At 63.1% G+C, this 20,349-nt stretch carries 20 protein-coding genes and 1 pseudogene; 12 read left to right on the top strand and 9 right to left on the bottom strand.

Annotated features, from left to right (window positions below):
- Positions 1 to 5 precede the first annotated feature (5 nt).
- The 3 genes from VXJ24_RS03920 to VXJ24_RS03910 all read left to right on the top strand — a co-directional run bounded on the left by VXJ24_RS03920 (position 6) and on the right by VXJ24_RS03910 (position 5,615).
- Positions 6 to 2,273, top strand: a complete 2,268-nt coding sequence (locus tag VXJ24_RS03920; protein ID WP_330971615.1) for a glycoside hydrolase family 3 C-terminal domain-containing protein — start codon at positions 6 to 8, stop codon at positions 2,271 to 2,273.
- 73 nt (positions 2,274 to 2,346) lie between these two features.
- Positions 2,347 to 3,669 carry a glycoside hydrolase family 1 protein gene (locus VXJ24_RS03915; protein ID WP_330971614.1) on the top strand — a complete coding sequence of 441 codons (1,323 nt, stop codon included), beginning with the start codon at positions 2,347 to 2,349 and terminating at the stop codon, positions 3,667 to 3,669.
- Positions 3,670 to 3,842: 173 nt separating this feature from the next.
- Positions 3,843 to 5,615: a family 43 glycosylhydrolase gene (locus tag VXJ24_RS03910; protein WP_330971613.1), complete on the top strand. Its 1,773-nt coding sequence runs from the start codon at positions 3,843 to 3,845 to the stop codon at positions 5,613 to 5,615.
- A gap of 10 nt (positions 5,616 to 5,625) precedes the next feature.
- On the opposite strand, the gene VXJ24_RS03905 is transcribed toward VXJ24_RS03910, so the two are convergent.
- Entirely contained in the window at positions 5,626 to 6,273 is a 648-nt protein-coding gene (locus VXJ24_RS03905) for a TetR/AcrR family transcriptional regulator (protein WP_330971612.1), read from the bottom strand.
- Between the two features lie 808 nt (positions 6,274 to 7,081).
- Between VXJ24_RS03905 and VXJ24_RS03900 the strand changes: the two genes are divergently transcribed.
- Entirely contained in the window at positions 7,082 to 7,597 is a 516-nt protein-coding gene (locus VXJ24_RS03900; protein WP_330971611.1) for a hypothetical protein, read from the top strand.
- A 194-nt stretch (positions 7,598 to 7,791) separates the two neighbouring features.
- On the top strand, positions 7,792 to 8,649 hold the full coding sequence (locus VXJ24_RS03895; protein WP_330971610.1) for a PRD domain-containing protein: 858 nt from the start codon (positions 7,792 to 7,794) through the stop codon (positions 8,647 to 8,649).
- On the opposite strand, the gene VXJ24_RS03890 is transcribed toward VXJ24_RS03895, so the two are convergent.
- Positions 8,646 to 10,127, bottom strand: coding sequence for a transposase (locus tag VXJ24_RS03890; protein WP_330971609.1), 1,482 nt, complete (start codon positions 10,125 to 10,127; stop codon positions 8,646 to 8,648). The genes VXJ24_RS03895 and VXJ24_RS03890 overlap by 4 nt on opposite strands.
- A gap of 564 nt (positions 10,128 to 10,691) precedes the next feature.
- On the opposite strand from VXJ24_RS03890, the gene VXJ24_RS03885 reads away from it, so the two are divergent.
- Complete coding sequence (locus VXJ24_RS03885; protein ID WP_330971608.1) at positions 10,692 to 11,540, top strand: alpha/beta hydrolase; 849 nt, start codon at positions 10,692 to 10,694, stop codon at positions 11,538 to 11,540.
- Positions 11,541 to 11,548: 8 nt separating this feature from the next.
- On the opposite strand, the gene VXJ24_RS03880 is transcribed toward VXJ24_RS03885, so the two are convergent.
- On the bottom strand, positions 11,549 to 12,103 hold the full coding sequence (locus VXJ24_RS03880; protein ID WP_330971607.1) for an ATP-grasp domain-containing protein: 555 nt from the start codon (positions 12,101 to 12,103) through the stop codon (positions 11,549 to 11,551).
- A 276-nt stretch (positions 12,104 to 12,379) separates the two neighbouring features.
- On the opposite strand from VXJ24_RS03880, the gene VXJ24_RS03875 reads away from it, so the two are divergent.
- Complete coding sequence (locus VXJ24_RS03875; RefSeq protein WP_330971606.1) at positions 12,380 to 13,063, top strand: alpha/beta hydrolase-fold protein; 684 nt, start codon at positions 12,380 to 12,382, stop codon at positions 13,061 to 13,063.
- A 77-nt stretch (positions 13,064 to 13,140) separates the two neighbouring features.
- Here the strand turns inward: VXJ24_RS03875 and VXJ24_RS03870 are convergent, their stop codons facing one another.
- From VXJ24_RS03870 to VXJ24_RS03860, 3 genes are all read right to left on the bottom strand, one after another.
- Positions 13,141 to 13,806 (bottom strand): class I SAM-dependent methyltransferase, encoded by a 666-nt coding sequence (locus VXJ24_RS03870; protein ID WP_330971605.1) that lies wholly within the window; start codon positions 13,804 to 13,806, stop codon positions 13,141 to 13,143.
- A 320-nt stretch (positions 13,807 to 14,126) separates the two neighbouring features.
- Positions 14,127 to 14,864: a divalent metal cation transporter gene (locus tag VXJ24_RS03865; RefSeq protein ID WP_330971724.1), complete on the bottom strand. Its 738-nt coding sequence runs from the start codon at positions 14,862 to 14,864 to the stop codon at positions 14,127 to 14,129.
- 11 nt (positions 14,865 to 14,875) lie between these two features.
- Entirely contained in the window at positions 14,876 to 15,190 is a 315-nt protein-coding gene (locus VXJ24_RS03860) for a divalent metal cation transporter (protein ID WP_330971729.1), read from the bottom strand.
- A gap of 153 nt (positions 15,191 to 15,343) precedes the next feature.
- Between VXJ24_RS03860 and VXJ24_RS03855 the strand changes: the two genes are divergently transcribed.
- Complete coding sequence (locus tag VXJ24_RS03855; protein ID WP_330971604.1) at positions 15,344 to 16,042, top strand: DUF3793 family protein; 699 nt, start codon at positions 15,344 to 15,346, stop codon at positions 16,040 to 16,042.
- A 93-nt stretch (positions 16,043 to 16,135) separates the two neighbouring features.
- On the opposite strand, the gene VXJ24_RS03850 is transcribed toward VXJ24_RS03855, so the two are convergent.
- Positions 16,136 to 16,342 (bottom strand): twin-arginine translocase TatA/TatE family subunit, encoded by a 207-nt coding sequence (locus tag VXJ24_RS03850; protein ID WP_330971603.1) that lies wholly within the window; start codon positions 16,340 to 16,342, stop codon positions 16,136 to 16,138.
- Between the two features lie 294 nt (positions 16,343 to 16,636).
- Between VXJ24_RS03850 and VXJ24_RS03845 the strand changes: the two genes are divergently transcribed.
- Positions 16,637 to 17,533, top strand: coding sequence for an amidohydrolase family protein (locus VXJ24_RS03845; RefSeq protein WP_330971602.1), 897 nt, complete (start codon positions 16,637 to 16,639; stop codon positions 17,531 to 17,533).
- Here VXJ24_RS03845 and VXJ24_RS03840 read toward each other — a convergent pair.
- Positions 17,514 to 17,846 carry a M20/M25/M40 family metallo-hydrolase gene (locus VXJ24_RS03840; protein WP_330971601.1) on the bottom strand — a complete coding sequence of 111 codons (333 nt, stop codon included), beginning with the start codon at positions 17,844 to 17,846 and terminating at the stop codon, positions 17,514 to 17,516. The genes VXJ24_RS03845 and VXJ24_RS03840 overlap by 20 nt on opposite strands.
- On the opposite strand from VXJ24_RS03840, the gene VXJ24_RS03835 reads away from it, so the two are divergent.
- Positions 17,728 to 18,126 (top strand): hypothetical protein, encoded by a 399-nt coding sequence (locus VXJ24_RS03835; RefSeq protein WP_330971728.1) that lies wholly within the window; start codon positions 17,728 to 17,730, stop codon positions 18,124 to 18,126. The genes VXJ24_RS03840 and VXJ24_RS03835 overlap by 119 nt on opposite strands.
- 91 nt (positions 18,127 to 18,217) lie before the next feature.
- Here VXJ24_RS03835 and VXJ24_RS03830 read toward each other — a convergent pair whose 3' ends face one another.
- On the bottom strand, positions 18,218 to 18,871 hold the full coding sequence (locus tag VXJ24_RS03830; RefSeq protein ID WP_330971600.1) for a helix-turn-helix transcriptional regulator: 654 nt from the start codon (positions 18,869 to 18,871) through the stop codon (positions 18,218 to 18,220).
- A gap of 230 nt (positions 18,872 to 19,101) precedes the next feature.
- Between VXJ24_RS03830 and VXJ24_RS03825 the strand changes: the two are divergent.
- Positions 19,102 to 19,869 (top strand): annotated as a pseudogene (locus VXJ24_RS03825) (molybdopterin cofactor-binding domain-containing protein); the annotation flags it as partial.
- Complete coding sequence (locus tag VXJ24_RS03820) at positions 19,866 to 20,336, top strand: molybdopterin cofactor-binding domain-containing protein (RefSeq protein ID WP_330971599.1); 471 nt, start codon at positions 19,866 to 19,868, stop codon at positions 20,334 to 20,336. The pseudogene VXJ24_RS03825 and the gene VXJ24_RS03820, both read left to right, overlap by 4 nt.
- Positions 20,337 to 20,349: the final 13 nt, after the last annotated feature.

Genomic DNA, 20,349 nt, shown 5'->3' with positions numbered 1-20,349 from the left:
ACCCCATGGACATCAAGAGCATCGTGGATCGGATGACGCTCGCGGAAAAGGCAGAGGTCTGTTCGGGAGGCGGTTTCTGGCATACGCGCGCCTTCGAGCGCTTGGATGTGCCCGCCGTCATGATGACCGACGGCCCGAGTGGCCTGCGCAAGCAGGGTGGAGCGGGCGACCATCTGGGTATCAACGAAAGCGTCCGGGCGGTGTGCTTTCCGTCCTCGGCTGCCGTCGCCGCGAGTTTCGATACGGGACTTGCCGCCGAACTCGGTGCGGAGCTAGGGGAGGAGTGCCAGGCGGAGAATGTGGCGTTGTTGCTGGGACCGGGTCTCAACATCAAGCGGAGTCCGCTGTGCGGTCGCAACTTTGAGTACTTCAGCGAGGATCCGGTGCTCGCCGGTGAAATGGGCGCCGCCCTCGTCCGCGGTGTGCAGAGCGCCGGCGTGGGCAGCTGCATCAAGCACTTTGCCTGCAACAATCAGGAAACCGGGCGCATGGTGAGCGATAGTGTGGTGGACGAGCGCACTCTGCATGAGATTTACCTGGCGCCCTTCGAGACGGTGGTGAAGCAGGCGAAGCCCTGGTCGGTCATGTGCGCCTACAACAAGGTGAACGGCACCTACTGTTCGGAGAGCCGCCAGCTGCTCACGGAAATCCTCCGCGATGATTGGGGTTTTGAGGGCATGGTGGTGACGGATTGGGGTGCGGTGAAGAACCGTGCACTCGGCATCCGTGCGGGGCTCGACCTCGAGATGCCTGGCGGCACCGATCGCGGCACGAAGCAGATTATTGCCGCGATCGAGGACGGCAGTCTTTCGCAAGAGGACCTCGACCTCGCGGTGGAGAACGTGCTCACGTTCGTGCAGAAAGCCGTGGCAGGTCATCGTGCGGTCGCGCCCGACCTCGAGCGCGGGTACCGCCTTGCGGCGCGGGTGGCGGAGCGCTCGGCGGTGCTGCTCAAAAACAATGATGCTACCTTGCCGCTCGCGGAGGGCGCGCCGGTGGCGTTCATCGGCGGCTTCGCGCGCGATCCCCGTTACCAGGGCGGTGGCAGCAGCCACGTGAACAGCGCGAAGCGTTCGTGCCCGCTCGAAGAGGCTCCTGCGGGCGTCGTGTTCGCGCAGGGCTATCGCGTGGAGGACGATGAGCCCGATGCCGCCCTCATCGACGAGGCGGTTGCCGCGGCGCGTGCTGCCGGTGCCGCCGTCATATTCGCCGGCCTGCCCGAGCGCTATGAAAGCGAGGGCTACGACCGCGCTGCGCTCGACATGCCCGCCGCGCAGAACGCGCTCATCTCGGCCGTGGCGGCGGCTCAGCCCCGCACCGCCGTGGTGCTCATGAACGGCGCGCCCGTTACGATGCCCTGGGCAGGGGATGTCGCGGCGATTCTCGAGATGTACTTGCCGGGTGACGGTGCGGGTGAGGCTATGGTGAATCTGCTTTATGGCCGCGCGAACCCGTCGGGCAAGCTTGCCGAGACCTTCCCCATGAAACTCTCGGACAACCCGTCATATCTCAACTTCCCCGGTGAGGACAACCGCACGGAATACCATGAGGGCGTGTTCGTTGGCTACCGCTACTACGATTCTAAGGAGCTGCCCGTGCTCTTCCCGTTTGGTCACGGTCTCTCCTACACGAGGTTTGCCTACAGCGATCTTGAGCTTGGCGCGGACGCTTTCACCGAGGACGAGGAGCTTTCCTGTGCGCTCACCGTCACCAATACGGGACCGCGTGCGGGTGAAGAGATCGTTCAGCTCTACGTTGCGCCACCCGCCGGAATGCGCCGCCGCCCCACGCGTGAGCTCAAGCGCTTCGCAAAGGTCGCGCTCGAGCCGGGTGAGAGCGCGCGCGTCGCTTTCACGCTTGATGTCCGCGCACTCTCCTACTACGAGCCGCTCCTGCACGCGTTCTTCGCGGAGAGCGGGGCATATGGCATCGAGATTGGCGCGTCGAGCCGCGATATCCGCTTGCGGGGCACCGTGTCCTTCACAGCCGAGCGCAGCCTGCCGCGTGCGTTCTCGATCTACTCGACGCTCGACGATATTATGGAAACGCCCGCGGGCGCGCAGGTGTTCGGTCCGGTGCTCGGCCGCATGATGGCCGGTGCGCGCGAGGCTACGGGCGGTGGTGACGCCGCGAGCACGCAGGCGATGCTCGGAGGCATTCAGCTCTCGTCGCTCGTGGGCTTCGGCATGCTCAGCGAGGAGCAGCTCGATGGCCTGCTCGAGCGGGTGAACGCGGAGCAGGCCGCAGCGCAGGCTCCCGTGCAGGCCGAATGATCTGCGCCGGGGCGGGTTGGCTCGACGCGTCCCGGGGATAAACGCGGCTTAGTCCGCTTACGAAGGAGGAATCATGCTACCCAAGAACTTCATGCTCGGCGCGGCCTCGGCCGCCTACCAGGTGGAGGGCAACAACATCCATAGCGACCTGTGGCTCATGGAGCAGATGCCGCACACCACGTTCTCGGAGCCGTCGCTCGATGCGTGCGACCACTATCACCGTTACGAGGAGGATATCCGTCTCGCAGCAGCAGCGGGGCTCAACGCCTATCGCTTCTCCATCGAGTGGGGTCGCATCGAGCCCGAGGAGGGACTCTTTGACGAGGCGGAGGTCGAGCACTATCGCGCCGTCATTCGCTGCTGTCGCACGAATGGGGTGGAGCCGATTGTGACGCTTCACCATTTCAGCAGTCCCATCTGGCTTATTCGCAAGGGCGGTTGGGACGCCGAGACCACGCCGACCGATTTCGAGCACTACGTGCGCCACATCATGGAGCGCCTGGGCAGTGAGCTTACCTATGTGTGCACCATCAACGAGGCAAACATGGGGCTGCAGATTGCCCGTATCGCGGCGCGCTACGCGCAGCAGGCAAAGGCAGCTGCCGCTGCGATGGCCGCTGCGCGTGGGGCAGGGCCCGAAGGTGCCGCGACGGACGAGTCGCAGGTTCAGATGGGCCTCAACCTGCAGAAGATGATGGAGAACCAGCAGCTCCAAAAGGCAGAGAACAAGGAGGCGTTTGGCACCGAGAACCCGCAGACCTTCCAAAGCCCGCGCTCGCGCCACAGTGACGAGATCGTGTGCGAGGCGCACCGCCGTGCCCGTGCGGCCATCCGCGAGCTCTGTCCGCATGTGAAGGTGGGGCTCACGCTGAGCCTGCATGACCTGCAGCCGCAGCCGGGCGGCGAGGCGCTCGCGGCTGAGGAGTGGGAGGACGAGTTCACGCATTACCTGCCTACGATCGAGGACGATGACTTCTTGGGCGTGCAGAACTACACGCGCACGCTCGTGGGGCCGGAGGGCGACTTGCCTGTACCCGAGGGCGCCGAGACCACGCAGATGGGCTACGAGTTCTACCCACAGGCGCTCGAGCACGTGATCCGCGCGGTGGCGAGCGCGTGGCCGGGTGACATCATCGTGACGGAGAACGGCGTCGGCACCGATGACGACGCCCGCCGCGTCGCCTTCATCGACGAGGCGCTCGCGGGCGTGGGGCGCTGCCTGGATGACGGTATCCCCGTGAAGGGATATTTCTACTGGTCGCTCATGGACAACTTCGAGTGGCAGAAGGGCTATTCCATGCGCTTCGGCCTCATCGCGTGCGACCGCGCCACGCAGGAGCGCGCACCCAAACCGAGTCTCGCACACTTGGGCGCCTTCGCCCCGGTGCGCGTCTGACCGCGCGCTCGAACCGGCGGGACCGGTCGCCGCGTTTGGCGGCCGGTCCCACATCCACCACAGATGTGCCGGGTGCGCGGAGCCGCCTCCGTTCCTCACGCCGCTTACGGCGTTCCCTCGTCAAGGCGGCCCCGCGCACCCGACCACGATTCACAATGAAGGGAGAAGCCCTCATGACCCGCACCTTCTGCAACCCGCTCGACCTTCCCTATCGCTACCAGGACAAGATCGCCCCCGGCAAACAGGCTGAGTGGGTGTTTCGCGAGGCTGCCGACCCCACGGTCATCCCCTGGCGCGGCCGCTACCTGCTGTTCGCTTCGATGAGCGGCGGGTTCTGGCACTCGGTCGACCTCGTCACATGGAGCTTCACGCCCACGCCGGAGCTCCCCTGCGAGGACTATGCGCCTGATGTACGCGTGATCGACGGCGCCGTGGTCTTCTGTGCGAGCCGTCGCGGGAGCACCTGCACGTTTTTCCGCAGCGTCGACCCGCTCACCCAGCCCTTCAAGCCGGTGGCGGCTACCATGGAGTTCTGGGATCCGGATCTCTTCCAGGACGACGACGGGCGCGTGTACCTCTACTGGGGGTGCAGCAGCACCGAACCCGTGTGGGGCGTCGAGCTCGACCGCGCAACATTCGCGCCGCTAGGTGAGCCCGTGGCCCTCATCGCCGAGCATGAGGATGCGCATGGCTGGGAACGCAAGGGCGAGAACAATCACCTGGACGAGCCCAAGACCGAGATGGAACGCATGGTCCGCGCGCATACGGGCACCAAGCCCTTTATTGAGGGTGCCTACCTGACCAAGCACGAGGGGCGCTACTACCTGCAGTACGCTGCGCCCGGTACCGAGTGCAACGTCTACGCGGATGGCGTGTACGTGGGCGAAGGCCCGCTCGGCCCCTTCACCTATCAGGCATGGAACCCGTTCTCGTCCAACCCTGGTGGTTTCATGCAGGGGGCCGGCCACGGCAGCACCTTCGAGGACGCGCACGGCAACTGGTGGCACGCCTCGACCATGCGCATCTCGATGAACGAGAAGTTTGAGCGGCGGATCGGGCTCTTCCCGTGTTCCTTCGATGCCGAGGGGACGCTCCACTGCGACCAGCGGCTCGCCTGCTATCCGCAGGAGGTGCCCGAGGCGCCGCGCGCTTGGAACGAAGATACGGCGCCTGCATGGATGCTGCTCACGGCCGAGCCGGGAGCCGTGGCGAGCGCCTCGAGCGAGGCTGAGGGGCATGGGAGCGCCTTAGCCGTCACGGAGGACTGCCGCACCTGGTGGGCTGCCGCCGCAGATGACGCTGACCCGTGGGTGCAGGTCGACCTAGGCTCCATCCAGCGGGTTCGGGCGATTCAGGTGAACCTGGCCGACGAGGCGCCCCGCCCGCTCGATGCTGGGGAGGAGGCGTTCACGGATTCGGGCGCGTTTTTCAAGCGCATCATCGTGACCGAGGACCAGCCGACACGATTTCTGCTGGAGACCTCGGAGGACGGTACGGTGTGGGTGCCGGCGCTTGACACGCGCGACGGCGTGAGCGACCGCCCGCACGCCTACGTGGACCTGGGAATGGCGCGCCGGGTCCGTTACGTGCGGCTCGCGCACATCGAGGCGCCCCTGGGAGGGCGCGCGGCAGTGAGCGGCCTGCGCGTCTTCGGCGAGGCGCCCGAGGGGCTCGCCCGTCCCGCAGCGGTTGAGGTGTTCTCGGCGGCGCGCACCGAGGGTGGCCTCTCGGCTGAAATAGCGTGGCATCCCGTTGCGGGGGCGACTGGCTATCTGGTGCGTTACGGCCTCGCGCCGGACAAGCTCTACGGTAGCTGGGAGGTTGCGGACGGAGCGGCGGGGAGCCTCGTGCTCACCACGCTCAACGCCGGCGCGACGTACTACGTGGCCGTCGATGCCTTCAACGCGGCGGGCGTCACACATGGGGAGCCGGTTGCGGTGGTGTAGCGCGTCAGCTTCAGGCTTCTTCGCGGCCGCAGGCCGCTGGCGCCCCGGCGCGGTCTGCGACGGCGTTCTGCACAAGGGTGCTGAACGCATGGTATCCCGGGGCGAAGGTGCCGCGTGCCAACTCGGAGGCGCGGATGACGGTATCGGCCATCTCGCCGGGGGTGCGCTGCATGCCGCCCGCGGCCCAAGCGATGGCGAGGGAGAAGGCGCCGCCGCCGTTGTAGACGATGAGGTCGATATCGCCCTGTGGCGCATCGGCGGCGTCCCCCTGCCAGATAGGGTATCCCATGAGGATCCACAAGTGTCCCATGAGCGGGCCGAAGAGCCCGTTTCGGCGTATCACCTCGAAGAGCTCCCGATAGGGCAGGAAGCTCGCGAAGAACGCCTCTAGGATGGCGCGGCCAGAGTTGCCATGGCCAACCATGCCCCGCACTCGCGCGTTCGAGTCGTCGAAGAGGCGCTGCGCGTAGTATTCCAGCACGTCCTCCATGGCGTCAAAATGTCGGTAGAACGTGGGGCGCGAGACGCCAGCCGCCTCGCAGAGCTCAGTGATGGTGACGTCGCTGAATTGCCGGTTGCGCAGAAGGTCGAGCAGCGCATCGCCGATGGCTTGCTGGGTCGCGCGGTTTCGCTTGGACTGGTAGGGGCGGTACGTCATGGGATTCCGATCGGGACGGTGGTACAGATGTCAAGCATAGCGCTTCACGGCGGCGAGCGGGGTTGTGGTCGTGGTGCGCCGGGTGCGGGGCGGCTCTGCGCGCATCGTGGCAATCGCTTCCTTACCCGCTAAGGCTACACGCCGTTTCGGTGAGTGGACTGCATTTTACCTCTGGAGCGAGCGTTTCACGTTTTGGTCACGTTTTGGGACGGGTTCGAAACACGTCATCGTAGAACCTTGGGGCGGCGCGCTCGGGCAACCGGGCGCGCCGCTTCTCCAACCATCCGACGCTGGTCGTCGCCGGCGTTCCGTCCGGCCCCGGCTGCTTCCGTTCTACACCAACGCCCCCTAGAATTCCCGTGTGCGGGAACGCCACTTTCAGGCTTCTGAGAAAGGTAGAAAGGGGCATTCTCGCACACGGGAACACGGCGGTCAGCGCTCCGCTTGCTCTGTATAGCCGTCCGCCTGAGGCTTCTCCGCTTTCTGAGTGCCCGGAAAATCTATAACGAGAAAGCCGGAAAATCTATAACGACATTGCCGGAAAAACCATAATGGGCCGGAACCCATGCAGGCGGTACTCACGGGGGTCTCCGAATACGCGCGCAAGGTCGAGGACAGGCTGTATGTGATACCCATCACCTGCTTGGGCGCGTAGGCCGTGTGTGCGTGCCGCGCCCTCGGTTCGGGCATCCGCCTCCATGTGTTCTGGTCACATGGGTTCGCGAGGCTGGTTTGCGCGCGAATCGGCGCGGGGTTCGCGCTATGCTTAGGGCCATGTTGAGACGAGGGGCGGCGGACGGAGGAAAGCGTGGATGCCGTCGAGAAGAGCGATCAGGGGAGGCGCGTGCTGCCAGAGCGGCTCGGCGCCTCGGGCACGTGCCGTGTGGCCGTGCTCGGTCAGGACATCGATGCCCTCAAGGAGTTCGCGAGATGGTGCCTCTCCTTCTCCTGCGATGCAGCGCGGGAGGCGCGCGCCCCAGCGTTTGAGGTGCTTATTGAGCCGGAGGATGGCGCACGTGCGCGCGACGTTGCTCGGGCGGCAGCTTTTGCGGCAGAGATGATCTGGGGTCCCGCATACTATCCCGCCCTCGCCCATGTGGAGGAGGAGGGGGCGCACGCACTCTACGGCAGCCACCTGGTGGTGGACATGCGCGCCGGCGATGAGGCCGCACGGCAACGGGACCTTTCCTTCCAAGTGCCGTTTCTCTGCCCGCAGGCGGTGCTCGTCGTGCATCGCGCGGGAGCGTCTTTGGCATCTGAGCTCGACCAAGCACTCGTCTCGGTGGCAGGAGAGGCGCCGGACGCTGCGGCGGATGCGTTATAGGGACGCCGGGCGCGCTCACCGGCGAAAAGTGACCGGTAGCGGAATAATGCGTTTACCGACAGCGGCGACATGGGTGGTTTCGCTATAGTTACCCCGTGTTTGCACGGTGTCACTCCTCGGGAGACATCACGTGCGGTCGGGGCCTCAGGGGGAGGTTTCCGTATCGCCGTAGCTGTTCTCAGGGGAGTTTTTTCATGCTCATTACCAAGGCAATCAATCACAACGCTGCTCTCGCCCGAGATGAGCAGGGCAACGAGCTGGTGATCTTTGCCACGGGTGTGGGATTCCCCAAGACGCCCTACGTGCTTGACGATGAGTCCAAGATCCAGCGGGTGTTCCATCACGTGGGCAGCGACCTACTCAAGACCATCGGCTCGCTTTCCGCGGAGACCATCGCCGCCGTCATGGATATCGTGCACATGGCCGAGCAGGAACTGTCTTGCACGCTCAATCCCAACCTTTACCTTACTCTCGCCGACCACCTGCAGTTTCCCGCTGAGCGCTACGCTCGGGGTGTGGTGATTGAGAACCCGCTCGCGGGTGAGATTCCCTTTGTGTACCCCCGCGAGTACGCTCTCGGCAAGCAGGGCCTCGTCATCATGAAGCAGCACAGCGGCTACGATCTGCCTGAGGTCGAGGCCTGCGCCATCGCCCTCCACATCGTCAACGCCGAGGGTGACGGGGCCACCTTCTCAACCAATCTTCAGAGTGTGATGAAAAGCGTCGAGATTATCGACCAGATTATCGCGCTCATCGAGAGCCGCATGGGCGAGCTTGACCGCACCGCCCACGGCTACCTGCGCTTTGTGGCGCATCTGCGCTATCTCATCAAGCGCTTGGCGACTAACACCGCCGTCATGCAGGAGGACGCCACCCTGCTGAATCAGGTGGCGAAGGATTTTCCCGCGTCGTTTGATATGGCGAGCGCGGTGGGGGAGTACCTCGCCGCGAACTACGGCTGGCATCTCACGAGCGAGGAGATGCTCTACCTCATGATGTATATCAACCGCCTGGAGTCTGACCACTCTAGGCACAATAATGCGGGTTTCTAGGTAGCCGGCCGCTGCCCCTTCCGGTCCGGCACCGCCTCGAGCGCGACGCCCAGCTTCCTGAAGCGCGCCTCCCGCTTCTTCAGGCAGTTGTTGATGACCCAGGCATCTCCGAGCCGGTCCGCCTTTGCCGCCCTTGCATCCATGAGGACGTCGGTGACGGACATCCCGAGCCCGGACGAGGCGATGGACTTCCTCACCCCGCATTCGACCAGCCCGGACACGAGCATCACGAACGCGAGGCCCTGCTGCCGGCAGTAGCTCTGCTGGCAGAGCGCATGGCCGTCCTGCCCGTTCTTGAAGTAGTCGAAGTAGGTCTCCACCGTCCAGCGCTCCTTGTAGAGGGAGAAGATGGACGCCGCGCCGTGCCCCTCCTCGGGAAGCGACGTCTGCAGCACGTAGAGGCCCATGTAGGGCGACATCTCCATGAGCCCCTCCTCGGTGCATCCCCCGTCGCCGCGGTCCAGGTGGCGGCGGTAGTTCGCCTGGGTCTCGAGCTGCTCGAGGAGGTCGCGGAAGACGATGACGCGCCTGCCGTCCGGCCTGCGCTCGGCATACTGCACGAGCGTCGTCTTGGACCCCCCCTGCCAGGAGAACTGGCCGGGGAGGCAGAGGTCCGACACCGCCTCTCTGCACCTGGGGTCGGAGCTGTCGAGCGGGAACACGTAGTCGTTGCCCCGCTCCGTGAATAGGGCCTCGCTCCCGGTGCCGCTGAAGCCCCTGTCCGCGAGGAAGATGGCCCCGGAGAAGGGGACCTGGCGCAGCAGGTCCCTCACCGCGATCCGGTCGGTGGCCCTGCCCTCGTAGAACCTCGAGCAGATGGGCATGCCGGTCCTGGCATCGAGCGCCGTGAGCAGGTTGGCCTGCGGCTCCCCGAGCTTCGGGAACCTGCAGCCCCTCGATGCGAGGCCGTTCAGGCGCGGGCACGAGCCCACGGCATGGCCGTCGACCGCCACCACGCCCGAGCAGCGCTCCGCGAGGGCCCTCTGCATGGCCATCACGGGGCCATCCCTGCGTCCCAGGTCGTCGTAGAGGGCCGACACCGCATCCCTTCCCAGCCGCAGCCCCGGATAGCGCAGCGACAGCACGCTCATCTCGTAGAGCCCCTCCACGTCCTTCATGTAGGTGAGCCCCTCCACGAAGTGGCACAGGGCCACGACGTATATCCTGTCCGCATCGTCTGCATTGAAGAACTCCCGGAGCAGGGCATGCGTCCCCTGGGAGAGGTCGTCCGCCACCGCCCACTGGCCGAACTCGAGGGTCCGCCATTCCTGCGCCCTGAGGGCGGAGGAGTTCGGGACGAAGCCGCGTGCGGGGTCGATCTTGCCGATGCAGCTGCCCATCCTCGTCCTGCGGCGCCCGTCCTCGCCGCGCACCGTCGAGTATTCGTAGACGTAGTATCCGCCCGGGATCCTCTTCACCATCGTGCCCTTCGGCTTCATGGCCCTGATCTCGGCGGGGACCGCATACCTCCCGGCCATCGCCCCTCCTCATGCAGACCTAGAACATACCTAGAATTCGAGCTCATCAGGGAGACCTGCGTCAATGGCCCAGGCATGGAAAAAGGCTGCCTGAGCAGCCTTTTTCCATGGATCGTATTGTATGGATTGCCATTCTGGGACCGAATCGCTACCTAGAAATCCGAATTCTTGTGACTAGGGGGAGCGTCTGTTTTCGGACAGCAGCCTTGCTGCCCATGCTTTTCGGCCAGCATCGGCCCTTTTCTGGATACAGGATGGATGCAGCGAGGGGATTGGTTCTGCGCTGCCGGATGCTTTGGCTATGGGCCCATCATTGCCGGTGCGGCTGTGTCTGCCATCTCTTCTGCTTAAGCCTTCGCACCCAGCCTCGATGAAGCAGGCGGGGCTTGAAGGTTTCCGGACGGCTTTCTATTCGAAGACGCTGCCTCGTGCTGCGGTCCGAAGGCGGCTCCTTTCAGCTTTGTTCTTGTCAGGCTTCCAGGAACATCACAGGACAGCAATAGCAGTGGCTTACAATGCCTGAACGTATGGCATGCACAGGCAGCGATGCAGGAGGCAGATCACATGCTCCATGTGACGATATCGGCAGAAGGCAAGGTGGCGCTTAAGGTGCCGTATGCAGACCAGATTGCACTTCCCGAAGCGGGAGAGCCGGCACGGATCGAGACCTATTTCCCCGATGTCCTCGACAAGGTCGATCCCGATGTGAGACGGCCCTGTATCGCAATCCTTCCGGGCGGTGCCTATGCGCGGGTGTCGGCACGTGAGGCAGAGCCGGTAGCGCTCCAGATGGCTGCCCGTGGCTTTGCTGCCTGTGTCATTGCCTACAGCTGCGCGCCTGCGCGCTATCCTGTGGCGCTCGTCCAGGTGGCAGGAGCGATTGCCTATCTCAAGCGCCATGCAGAGGCGTTCCATATCGACCCTGGCCATATCTTCCTTATGGGATTCTCTGCGGGAGCACATCTGGCCCTGGATCTTGGCTGCAAGTGGCAGGAGCCTTGGCTTTCTGGGCGTGTGGGTGCCGCTGCAGAGGAGATGCGTCCTTGTGGCCTCGTCCTCGGCTATCCCGTCGTTACGTCAGGTGCATATGCGCACAGAGGTTCCTTCGACAACCTCTGCGGCGACGACGAAGAGCTGAAGCAGAAGCTCTCGCTCGAGAACAGGATCACAAAGGATACGCCTCCTGCCTTCATCTTCCATACGCTCGAGGACACATCGGTTTCGGTAGAGAACAGCCTCCTTCTGGCTGAAGCGTATAGGCATGCTGGCGTCTCGTTCACGCTCCATATCTTCCCGTATGGCGGGCATGGACTGTCGCTGGGGACAGCCGATACCGTGCAGAAAGGGAAGAGGCCTCAGCCGCTCATGCAATGCTGGCCCGATCTTGCCGCCGACTGGATGAGGACGCTCTAAGGGTCTCTTCAAGATGCCTCTTCCTTCCATGTGGCTGACAGGGAATTCGCGCCTGCCGAGAGGGAGAAGCGCACAATAGCCGGATCGGGCAGCTGGTCCCCGGGACCGCGGCAGCGGCGCACATCGAGATTCTGGCCACGCAGGCCAACGCAGCGCCACTCGGCGACAAAGCTCACAGACTCGCTGCAGAATGTGTCTGGATTCTCCCTGCAGGTGCCACAGCCAATCAGGCCATGGGCCGATTTCACGAGCCTGCCGCCGAAGCGCTTCTCCTCGATTGGCTTCACAAAGACCGGCCAGGATTCAGGATGGCCGGATACGGCATTGATGGTGGAACGCCAGACCCTGCGTCCGAGATGGCTCTGAAGGGATTCTGGATAGCTGGCCGAGGGAACCGTGCAGCCAAGCTCATGGAGACGGCGCCGTACGCATTCGACTCTGTCTACGGTCATATCTTCGGGAGTGCCTCCGGGGATGCCTTCGTCTGCAGAGAGCGGCACGATCTCAGCTCCCATATCCCGGAAGCCCGAGAAGGTGGCAGCGGCGCCTGCACCCCATGGCATGCCATGAACCGTTTGGACGAAGATGCGGGCTATGGGCAGCTCCTTCCCGACCGGGCAACCGCTGCAGGCTGGAAAGATGCTGATGGCAGATTTGGGACCTCAGGCATTGGCGGACTCTCTGTACACAGAGCTTTTCTTGACAGGGACGCTTCATCAGAAGCTTTCTGTCGGCCTTGGGCAGGGGCGGCTTTCGATGCAGAGGAAAGAAGCTCTGTCCGGCTGCTTCGGGCCCATGATACGCTTGAAGCCTGAAGCAGATGGCGGAGGAGGACATCCATGGGAAAGATGGCTATCGCTCAGAGCGAGATGGCGGCTGTGCATGGGGGAGAGGACATATCGGCTCCCATTATCTATGCGGTCGATGCTCCCGAATTCCCGTTCTCGATCGAGCCTGCCTGCGAGGGGATCGGGGCTCGGGTCGTGAAGGTGCCGGTGGCGTCGTGGGATGAGAACCTGACGCCCTGGACAGTCGAGTCGCCCTTCCGGGGACGTCCGGACTATGCGGGGAAGGCTGACGAGACTGCAGCCGAGCTGATCGGCTGCTGCCATGCATTCGAGGCTGAAAAGGGGCTGGAGCCCTCACGGCGTGCGCTTGTTGGCTATTCGCTGGGCGGCCTCTTTGCGCTCTACGCCTTCCTGCACGAACCCTTCTGGGATGCCTGCGCTTCGCTTTCGGGTTCGCTCTGGTATCCCGGCTGGGCAGAGGCGATGGAGCATCTGGCGCTTGTGCGGGATGTGGACTTTGCAGGGCGCTCTGCCTTTCTCTCTGTCGGTGCCCGCGAGGCAAAGGCACCGCAGCCCCAGCTCCGCCATGTCGTGGAAGGGCTTGCGATGACGGGGCTGGCGCTCGAGGTGCACAGGTGCACGGTCAGGTACGAGATCGGTCCTGGTACCCATACGCAGCATGAGCTGGAGCGCTGGCAGAAGGGGCTGGAAGCGCTCGATGTCTTTCTGGCGTAAGGCAGACGCAGGACAGAGAGGCCGCTCCCGGAGCCTTATCCGGGGGCGGCCGGGATGCATCCTGATGCGAAGAGCCGCTATTTCACGCCTTCGACGGCAATCCAGGTGGTGCCCGCCTTCAGATGTGTCTCTGCGCGGGAGAAGCCTGCTCCAAGGAGCAGTTTCTCGTACTCTTCGGGCGTGAGCACCGTGAGGTGGTAGTGCTCGATGTTTTCGAGCGTGCTCTTGGCAAGGCCAGGCGTGCGGTAGACATCTGCTACCAGGAGAAAGTGTCCGCCTGGCTTCACGACGCGGGCAACCTCCTTGAGCGATGCTTCAGGGTCGGGCCAGAAATAGAAGCTCTCGACCGTCGTCACGATATCGAACGAATCGTCTGGGAAGGGCAGCGATTCGACGGAGGCACAGGTCACATCCATCTGTCCTGCCTGGATGGCATCCCTGTTGTACTGCCTCGATGCTTCGCAGGACACTTCCGAATGGTCGATGCCGCTGACGTGTCCTGCGCCGCCTGCTGCCGCGATGCGCCGTGCGAGCCTTTCCATCGTGGCTCCGCCGCCGCAGCCTATATCGAGGGCACACTCTTGTGCCTTGTAGGCGAGCTGGTCCAGTGCCCACATCGTGACATCGGCGTGGCTTCTGTTCATGCGCTCCAGCATCTTTTCGCCGTATGCGCCCTGCGGATTGCCGGGATTTCCGGCTTCGGTCACCGCACGTTCGTCCATATGCCTGTCCGAGTCTGCCATGGCAGCCTCCTTTGCTTGGTATGAAAGATGTCGTGTCTCCTGAGTCCTGGCTCCTCTTGGGGACGAGATGATTCTATGCTGTGGGGAGATGCCAGGGTGCCGGGACCGATCGTCTTTGTCTCTGGATCGCGGCGTCTGGCTCGCATTTCCTGATTGCGGCGAGGCGGTCCCTGCGCACGGACGCCTTGGCAGGAAGGAGCGGTCCGGAAAGGATGCATCTCTCTTGGGTGGCTGCATCGAAAGGCTGCGCAGCCGGATGCCGGAATATCTCTCTGCGGAAGGCCCTGACCCGTGCCGGCTGGGCTCTTCTGCACCCGATTTCATAGCATGAGCAGCACGTCGAGCACGGTCACGAAGATGCCGATAGCGAGAAGGCAGAGCTTCAGAGGCAGGCTGTTCGCATAGGCGCCCATGATCTCAGAAGAGCTTGTGAGATAGATCTGCAGGAACACCGCAATCGGAAGCTGGAGGCTCAGAAGCGCCTGGCTGATCAGCAGGCCCTGGAAGGAATCCTCGACGAGCAGACAGGCGACGAGCGCGAAGACGAAGCAGGGAGCGATGCCTCCTGTCGAGTGGCGGTCATGGATGTCGTATTCCTCTCCGAAGGCGCCGGCCGAGATCGTGCCTGCTGCCATGCCTGCCGTGATGCTGCTCGAGAGGCCGGCGAAGAGGAGCGCCAGCGCGAAGATGAGCCGTGCTCCCGGGCCGAGGATGGGGGAGAACGTGTCAGCTGCGGCGAGGTCGTCCACGACGATGCCCTGCTGGAAAAAGGTCATTGCAGCAAGGATGACCATCTCGGAGTTGATGGCCCAGCCCACGATCATGGAGAAGAGGGTATCGGCAAACTCGTACCTGAGCCTCTCCTGTATATCTGCCTCGCCCTTTCCTTTGAAGTGCTGGCTCTGGATGACCTCGGAGCGCAGGAAGAGGCTGTGGGGCATAACGACAGCACTGAGGACGCTCATGACAATGGGGCCGGAACCAGCGGGAAGCGAAGGCGCAATCCAGCTCTGGGCGGCCTGAGGCCATGCCACCGCGACGAGCGCAAGCTCTGCCAGGAAGGCGAGGCCTATGAGCGAGACGAAGCCGATGACCAGCGCTCGATATGCCGGTAGGAATTCGTGGCAAGAAGGGCGAGCGAGACGGTGGCAACAAGGATGCAGCCGACCTTGAGCATGAGCGTCGGGAGCGTCACGACCCAGAGGAGCGCATAGCCGAACTTGGATCCTGCTGCCATGTTGGATGCCCAGTTGCCTGGGCCGATGAAGCCTCCGGTCACGAGAAGGCCAGGACCGATATGCCTGAGTATTTCGAGGCCGCCATGGCCTCCGGTATGCGCGCCCCAGCATCCCCGGACAAGCTCTTCTGTGTGCCGATGTCTCATAGCATGCTCCAAGGGGCAGGCAGGCTCCTGCCTGGGCGATTCAATAAGTAAACCATAGGCAACACATTGCTGAGCTATACCATGCTGCTTGCCTATAAGTTAACCAGAGCATACTATTTTAAGCAACAGAGAGAGTCGGAAGGGATGGTGTCCATGTGCGGTGTAGAAGCGATGGAAGCAGGCGCACGCTATGCGGAGATTCCGGGATGCAGCACGGCGGAGAGCATCCTCTGCCATGACTTCGCCACGACGCTCGTGAAGTGTGCAGCCGGCGTGCTCGAAGGGACGAAGCCTCTGGCGCTGTTCTCGTTTGCGCCGAAGCTCTGCTGGAGCGCAGATGACAGGAAGCTCAGAAGCCAGATGATCCGCTGCATCGTGAGCGCCTACCGCGAGGGCCTGGCAGCTGCCGGCATCGGCTTGGCTGTCGTCCAGGATCTCTCATGCCGCACCATGCTGCTTGCCTGGCGCGCGGACCTTGTCCAGGACATTCTGGCAGATGCCGAGAAGCGGCGCTTCCTCGAGCATTCCGGCTTCTGCGTGCAGGATGCAGCTGCACTGGTGCGCTCTGTGCGCCAGAAGCTTGCCCGGTATTTCAATGGCATGCATGGTCCAGGGAGCGGCGGGCCTGCCTCCAGCTGCCGCTTTCCGCATGAGATGGGCATCCTTTTCGGCTATCCGCTCGAAGATGTCGAAGGATTCTGCACAGGACAGGTCCCTACCTGCCGTGGCGCCTGGCTGGCGTACGGCGACGAGAAGGCAGCGCGCAGACGCTTCGAGGAAGTGCATGCTGTAGAAGAGATCTGCCGCACGCACTTCCGAGATGGCGCGACCCTGGCGGAGCTTGTCGCATAGGGCAGTTCTCTGGACGGGCCTGTGGAAGGGAATCTGCCTGGTTCGCGCTTCCCCCTGCGGGCCGAACGGGGCAGGGCAGCACGCGGTGCTGTCCTATGCGGCCTTGTTGCCGGTGTCCTGCTTCTCGTCCTCGGCATCTTCTATTTCAGGCTCTGCTGCCTCTTCGCTAGTGCCTTCCATGCCATCACGGACATTCTTGACGGTCTTGCCCAGAGCGCTTCCGAGCTGCGGGAGCTTGTTCGGACCATAGATGAGAAGGAGTGCGACGAGGGCTGCAATGAGCAGATGTTCAGGATTCATGGGGTGCCTGCCTTTCTTGGAACTTGGCCTATCTTCTGCCGGCATCCTGAGCATAGGTTCGTCCGAGTAGCGATGAAAATATATGTTCATCGTTCCCGCCATACAGGCCTTATATAAGGCTGCCATCACCTGCTGCTTCCCTTCGTCCCCCTCTGCTCCTGTCATTGACTGGGTGCGTGCTGTTCACGGTGTGAGACCCATGCTGCAATGGCATGGAAATGGCAGTTGGGAATGATGGAGCAGAAGATGGACGGGAATGCGCTTCCTGTCCGCAATCCGGAAAGGGGGCCCACCATGGGATCTCTGCTTGTAAGGGATGGCGTTGTGGTCGACGGCACGGGGGAGCCGCGCTACTGCGCCGATGTCCGCATCGAAGGCGGCAGGATTGCGGATGTGGGCTATGGCCTTGCATCGCATCCTGGAGATGCCGCGCTCGATGCCCATGGCCTCATCGTGTCGCCGGGATTCGTTGCGGCACCGGTCTTTGCCGATGCGGGGCAGACGCGCGAGGAGCGGCTCCTGCAGGGCATCACGACAGAGATAACAGCGATGTCCGAGGATGTGGCAGCAGGGGTGCTTGCCAAGCGTCTCATCAACAAGGGCCTCCTCATTCCGCTCGCATCGCTCGAGATGCAGGCGCGGACACGGGAGAGCATGACAGATGGCAGCGTCCTTGCTGCAATGGCAGGCCTCCTTGCGCAGGAGCTGGAGCAGGGCGCCTTCGGGCTGGCAGCCTCTGTCACAGCTGGCATCGACGAGGTGAGCGCAGAGGCGCTCTGCCAGGTGCTCGAGAAGTATGGCGGGATGCTTGCGCTCTGCACCGATGGCACGGACGATATGGCACCAGGAGTCCTCGAGATGGCAGCGGATGCGGCAGGCGTGCAGATCGACCGGGCGCCTTTGGACTGCACAGGCGTGTCCGATATGGAAGAGTGCCTCGGCGACAGAACGAAGCTGCCGCTCGAGGAGGGCATCTGCCGGCTTTCTGGCGAGCCCTGCCAGCGCTATCAGATCAGAGGCCGTGGCAGGCTCCGTCCGGGATACCGTGCCGATGTCTGCATCTTCGAGAAGCCGAAGAGCGGCTCGGGCACGAATATGCGCTATGTGCTTGTCGGTGGTGTGCTCGAGGTGGCAGAAGGCCAGATGCTGAAGTCCCGGGGAGGACAGGCGCTCAGCAGCCGCAGCGCATAGAGGAGGCTTTCAGGAGCTCCGAGAGCGCGGCACGGACACGGGCCAGGTCTTCTGTCGGCACATATTCGTTCGGCTTGTGGGCAAGCTCAAGTGAGCCTGGTCCATAGGACATGCAGTTCTTGTTATAGCAGAGCCCTGCCACGATGGCAGAATCCGTATAGCCGGTGAAGATGCCCATTTGCGGTGCTGTCCCGGTGGCAGTCTCAATGGCCTGGCTCAGGGCGGCGAGGAGGGGAGAGCCAGGATGCGTTTCGAGAGGGGGCCTGACGCCGCGCAATGCCTCGATTGTTGGCCTCTCGGTCGCTCTTGGCATGGGCATCGCGATGACGGACGGCTGCCTTGCCGGCCCCGGCATGCCAGAGTGGATCTCTTCGGTCTTCGGCGACTCTGCCGTGATCATCACCGCTATCGTCGCTATCATCCTGAACCTCGTCCTGCCGAAGGGCGGCCCGGATTCCGATGTCGTGGAGGCCGTCAAGGGTGCTCAGCAGATTGCCCAGGAAGGCATCTCTGCCCTCTACGAGAGCGCAGCCAAGGGCACGCCTGCCGTCGAGCTCCAGCAGGAGAAGATGGAGAAGCAGAATAAGGAATAGGCGGCATCCTTCATAGTGCATGTCATGAGAAAGGGGACGGCTTCGGCCGTCCCCTTCGTCGTAGAGCTGATGTGAAACAGGAAGGATGTGCCTACTGGTCGCCCTTCTGGCTCTTCGCCTCGTCCATGTAGCTGTAGAGCGTGTACTTGGAGATGCCGAAATACGTGCAGACCTTCTGGCCTGCCTTCGTGACGAGGAAGGCGCCGGAGTCATTGAGGAAGCCTATAGCCTTGACCTTGTCTTCCTTTGTCATGAGCGCCACGGGCTTGCCGACGATGCGGACGCTCTGCTCGATGAGCTCGTCAAGCAGGTCGGTCACGCTGTGGGGGATGGTCTCAGGCTCCTGCGACATGCTGCTCGAGAGCGCCGTGAAGTCCTCCAGGAAGTCCTTCATTGCCATGAACAGCGTCATGTCGAAGTTGATCGCGAAGATGGCTTCGGGCTCGCCGTTCTCGTCGCGGAAGAAGATCGTCGAGGAGCGCAGCACCTTGCCGTTCTCCGTCTTCGTCAGGTAGGCGAGGTGGTCATGGAGCTTCGAGGGGTCGCTTCTGAGTGCCTTCAGGACGACATTCGACGGGCCGTCTCCGACCTTCCTGCCCGAGATCTGGCCATTCTCGATCGCGACAATCGTGCTTGTCGGGTCGGGTGACTTCAGATCGTGGACGACGACCTCGCAGTTCTTGCCGAACTGGGCTGCAATGCCCTTCGCGAGACGCTTCAGGAATTCGATGTCGTTTGCATGCATGGGAGATGCTCCTCGATCTGCCTGCCGAGCTCCTCAGGCTTGAAACAAACAGAAAGTTTGTTAGACAAACATAGGGTTATTGAATTATAGCAGAAAGATTCAGAAAGGAATCTCGTCCGAAAGGGATAGACAGGAAGCTCCGTGCGTCTGCGGCTGGGCATTGACCGTTCACGGAGCATGCATTCCTCGAGCCTGAGTGCGCAGTCGCCTTCCCGTACAAGGGTGGCGTCAAGATCATGAGCACCGACCAGGGTGCCTACGATACGCGCAAGGAAGTCACCCACATGTTCGGCTGGGACAAGATGCCTGAGAAGGTCGTCGTCGAGACCATGCTCGTCGGCGTCGGCTTCGGAGGCAAGGAGGATGTCTCGGCGCAGCACCTTGCTGCTCTTGCAGCTGTGCATTTCTAGCGCGCCATCAAGTGCCGCTTCACGCGCCAGGAGTCGATCGACTTCCATCCGAAGCGCCACTGCATGTATGTGACGTTCACGCTCGGCTGCGACAAGGATGGCATGCTGACGGGACTCGACTGCGAAGCGAACTTCGACATAGGTGCCTATGCAAGCCTGTGCGGCCCGGTCCTCGAGCGTGCCTGCACGCATGCGGTCGGTCCCTACACCTACCAGAACACGGATATCAGGGGCTTTGGCTATTACACGAACAACCCGCCTGCAGGAGCGTTTCGCGGCTTCGGCGTCTGCCAGACGGAGTTCGCGCTCGTGACCTGCATCGACCTTCTCACCGAGAAGGCAGGCATCAGCCCCTGGGAGATGCGCTACCGCAATGCTATCGAGCCGGGCAAGGCCCTGCCGAACGGCCAGATTGCAGACTGCTCGACAGCCCTGAAGGAGACGCTTCTCGCCGTGAAGGATGTCTATGAGAAGAACGAGGAGCATGCCGGCATTGCCTGCGCGATGAAGAACCTGGGCGTCGGCCTGCCCGATGCGGCCGTGCCAACATCAAGGTCGAGCATGGCCGTGCGGTCGTCTACTCGGTGACCTCCGATATCGGTCAGGGCTGCAACACGGTGTTTCTGCAGGATGTGGCAGAGGCGACAGGGCTTCCGCTCTCGGCGCTCGCGAACGGCGAATGCTCGACCGAGATGGCGCCCGACTCCGGCACAACGTCGGGCTCGCGCCAGACGGTCGTCACGGGCGAGGCAGCCCGTGGCGTCGCGCTCCTGCTGCGTGATGCGATGCTTGCAGTCGAAGCAGGAAAGCCTGTCGCGGAAGGCCCGGTACGTGCCCACGGCGACGGCAAGACGATCGAGTACGACGACGGCACAACGTATGACGGGGTCGGCTATGCAGACGGAACTGTGTTTGTCGCAGGGCACGGCATCCATCCGAAGGAACCGGTCGCCGCGCTTGCTGCCCTCGAAGGCCACGAGTTCGGCTATGTCTACTTCGAGCTGACGGACAAGCTCGGTGCCGACAAGACGAATCCGAAGAGCCATATCTGCTAGGGCTTCTCCTCGA

This window comes from Olsenella kribbiana (genome assembly GCF_036408795.1).
Classification (GTDB): domain Bacteria; phylum Actinomycetota; class Coriobacteriia; order Coriobacteriales; family Atopobiaceae; genus Olsenella_L; species Olsenella_L kribbiana.
Note: the sequence above shows the minus strand (reverse complement) of the source record. Positions and strands in the feature narration are given on the sequence as shown.

What these genes read in the sequence shown, in the direction of transcription:
- VXJ24_RS03920 (WP_330971615.1), top strand. Translation starts at nt 6, where the DNA reads ATGGACATCAAGAGCATCGTGGATCGGATGACGCTCGCGGAAAAGGCA.
- VXJ24_RS03915 (WP_330971614.1), top strand. Translation starts at nt 2,347, where the DNA reads ATGCTACCCAAGAACTTCATGCTCGGCGCGGCCTCGGCCGCCTACCAG.
- VXJ24_RS03910 (WP_330971613.1), top strand. Translation starts at nt 3,843, where the DNA reads ATGACCCGCACCTTCTGCAACCCGCTCGACCTTCCCTATCGCTACCAG.
- VXJ24_RS03905 (WP_330971612.1), bottom strand. Translation starts at nt 6,273, where the DNA reads ATGACGTACCGCCCCTACCAGTCCAAGCGAAACCGCGCGACCCAGCAA.
- VXJ24_RS03895 (WP_330971610.1), top strand. Translation starts at nt 7,792, where the DNA reads ATGCTCATTACCAAGGCAATCAATCACAACGCTGCTCTCGCCCGAGAT.
- VXJ24_RS03890 (WP_330971609.1), bottom strand. Translation starts at nt 10,127, where the DNA reads ATGGCCGGGAGGTATGCGGTCCCCGCCGAGATCAGGGCCATGAAGCCG.
- VXJ24_RS03885 (WP_330971608.1), top strand. Translation starts at nt 10,692, where the DNA reads ATGCTCCATGTGACGATATCGGCAGAAGGCAAGGTGGCGCTTAAGGTG.
- VXJ24_RS03880 (WP_330971607.1), bottom strand. Translation starts at nt 12,103, where the DNA reads ATGCCATGGGGTGCAGGCGCCGCTGCCACCTTCTCGGGCTTCCGGGAT.
- VXJ24_RS03875 (WP_330971606.1), top strand. Translation starts at nt 12,380, where the DNA reads ATGGGAAAGATGGCTATCGCTCAGAGCGAGATGGCGGCTGTGCATGGG.
- VXJ24_RS03870 (WP_330971605.1), bottom strand. Translation starts at nt 13,806, where the DNA reads ATGGCAGACTCGGACAGGCATATGGACGAACGTGCGGTGACCGAAGCC.
- VXJ24_RS03860 (WP_330971729.1), bottom strand. Translation starts at nt 15,190, where the DNA reads ATGAGACATCGGCACACAGAAGAGCTTGTCCGGGGATGCTGGGGCGCG.
- VXJ24_RS03855 (WP_330971604.1), top strand. Translation starts at nt 15,344, where the DNA reads ATGTGCGGTGTAGAAGCGATGGAAGCAGGCGCACGCTATGCGGAGATT.
- VXJ24_RS03850 (WP_330971603.1), bottom strand. Translation starts at nt 16,342, where the DNA reads ATGAATCCTGAACATCTGCTCATTGCAGCCCTCGTCGCACTCCTTCTC.
- VXJ24_RS03845 (WP_330971602.1), top strand. Translation starts at nt 16,637, where the DNA reads ATGGGATCTCTGCTTGTAAGGGATGGCGTTGTGGTCGACGGCACGGGG.
- VXJ24_RS03840 (WP_330971601.1), bottom strand. Translation starts at nt 17,846, where the DNA reads ATGCCAAGAGCGACCGAGAGGCCAACAATCGAGGCATTGCGCGGCGTC.
- VXJ24_RS03830 (WP_330971600.1), bottom strand. Translation starts at nt 18,871, where the DNA reads ATGCATGCAAACGACATCGAATTCCTGAAGCGTCTCGCGAAGGGCATT.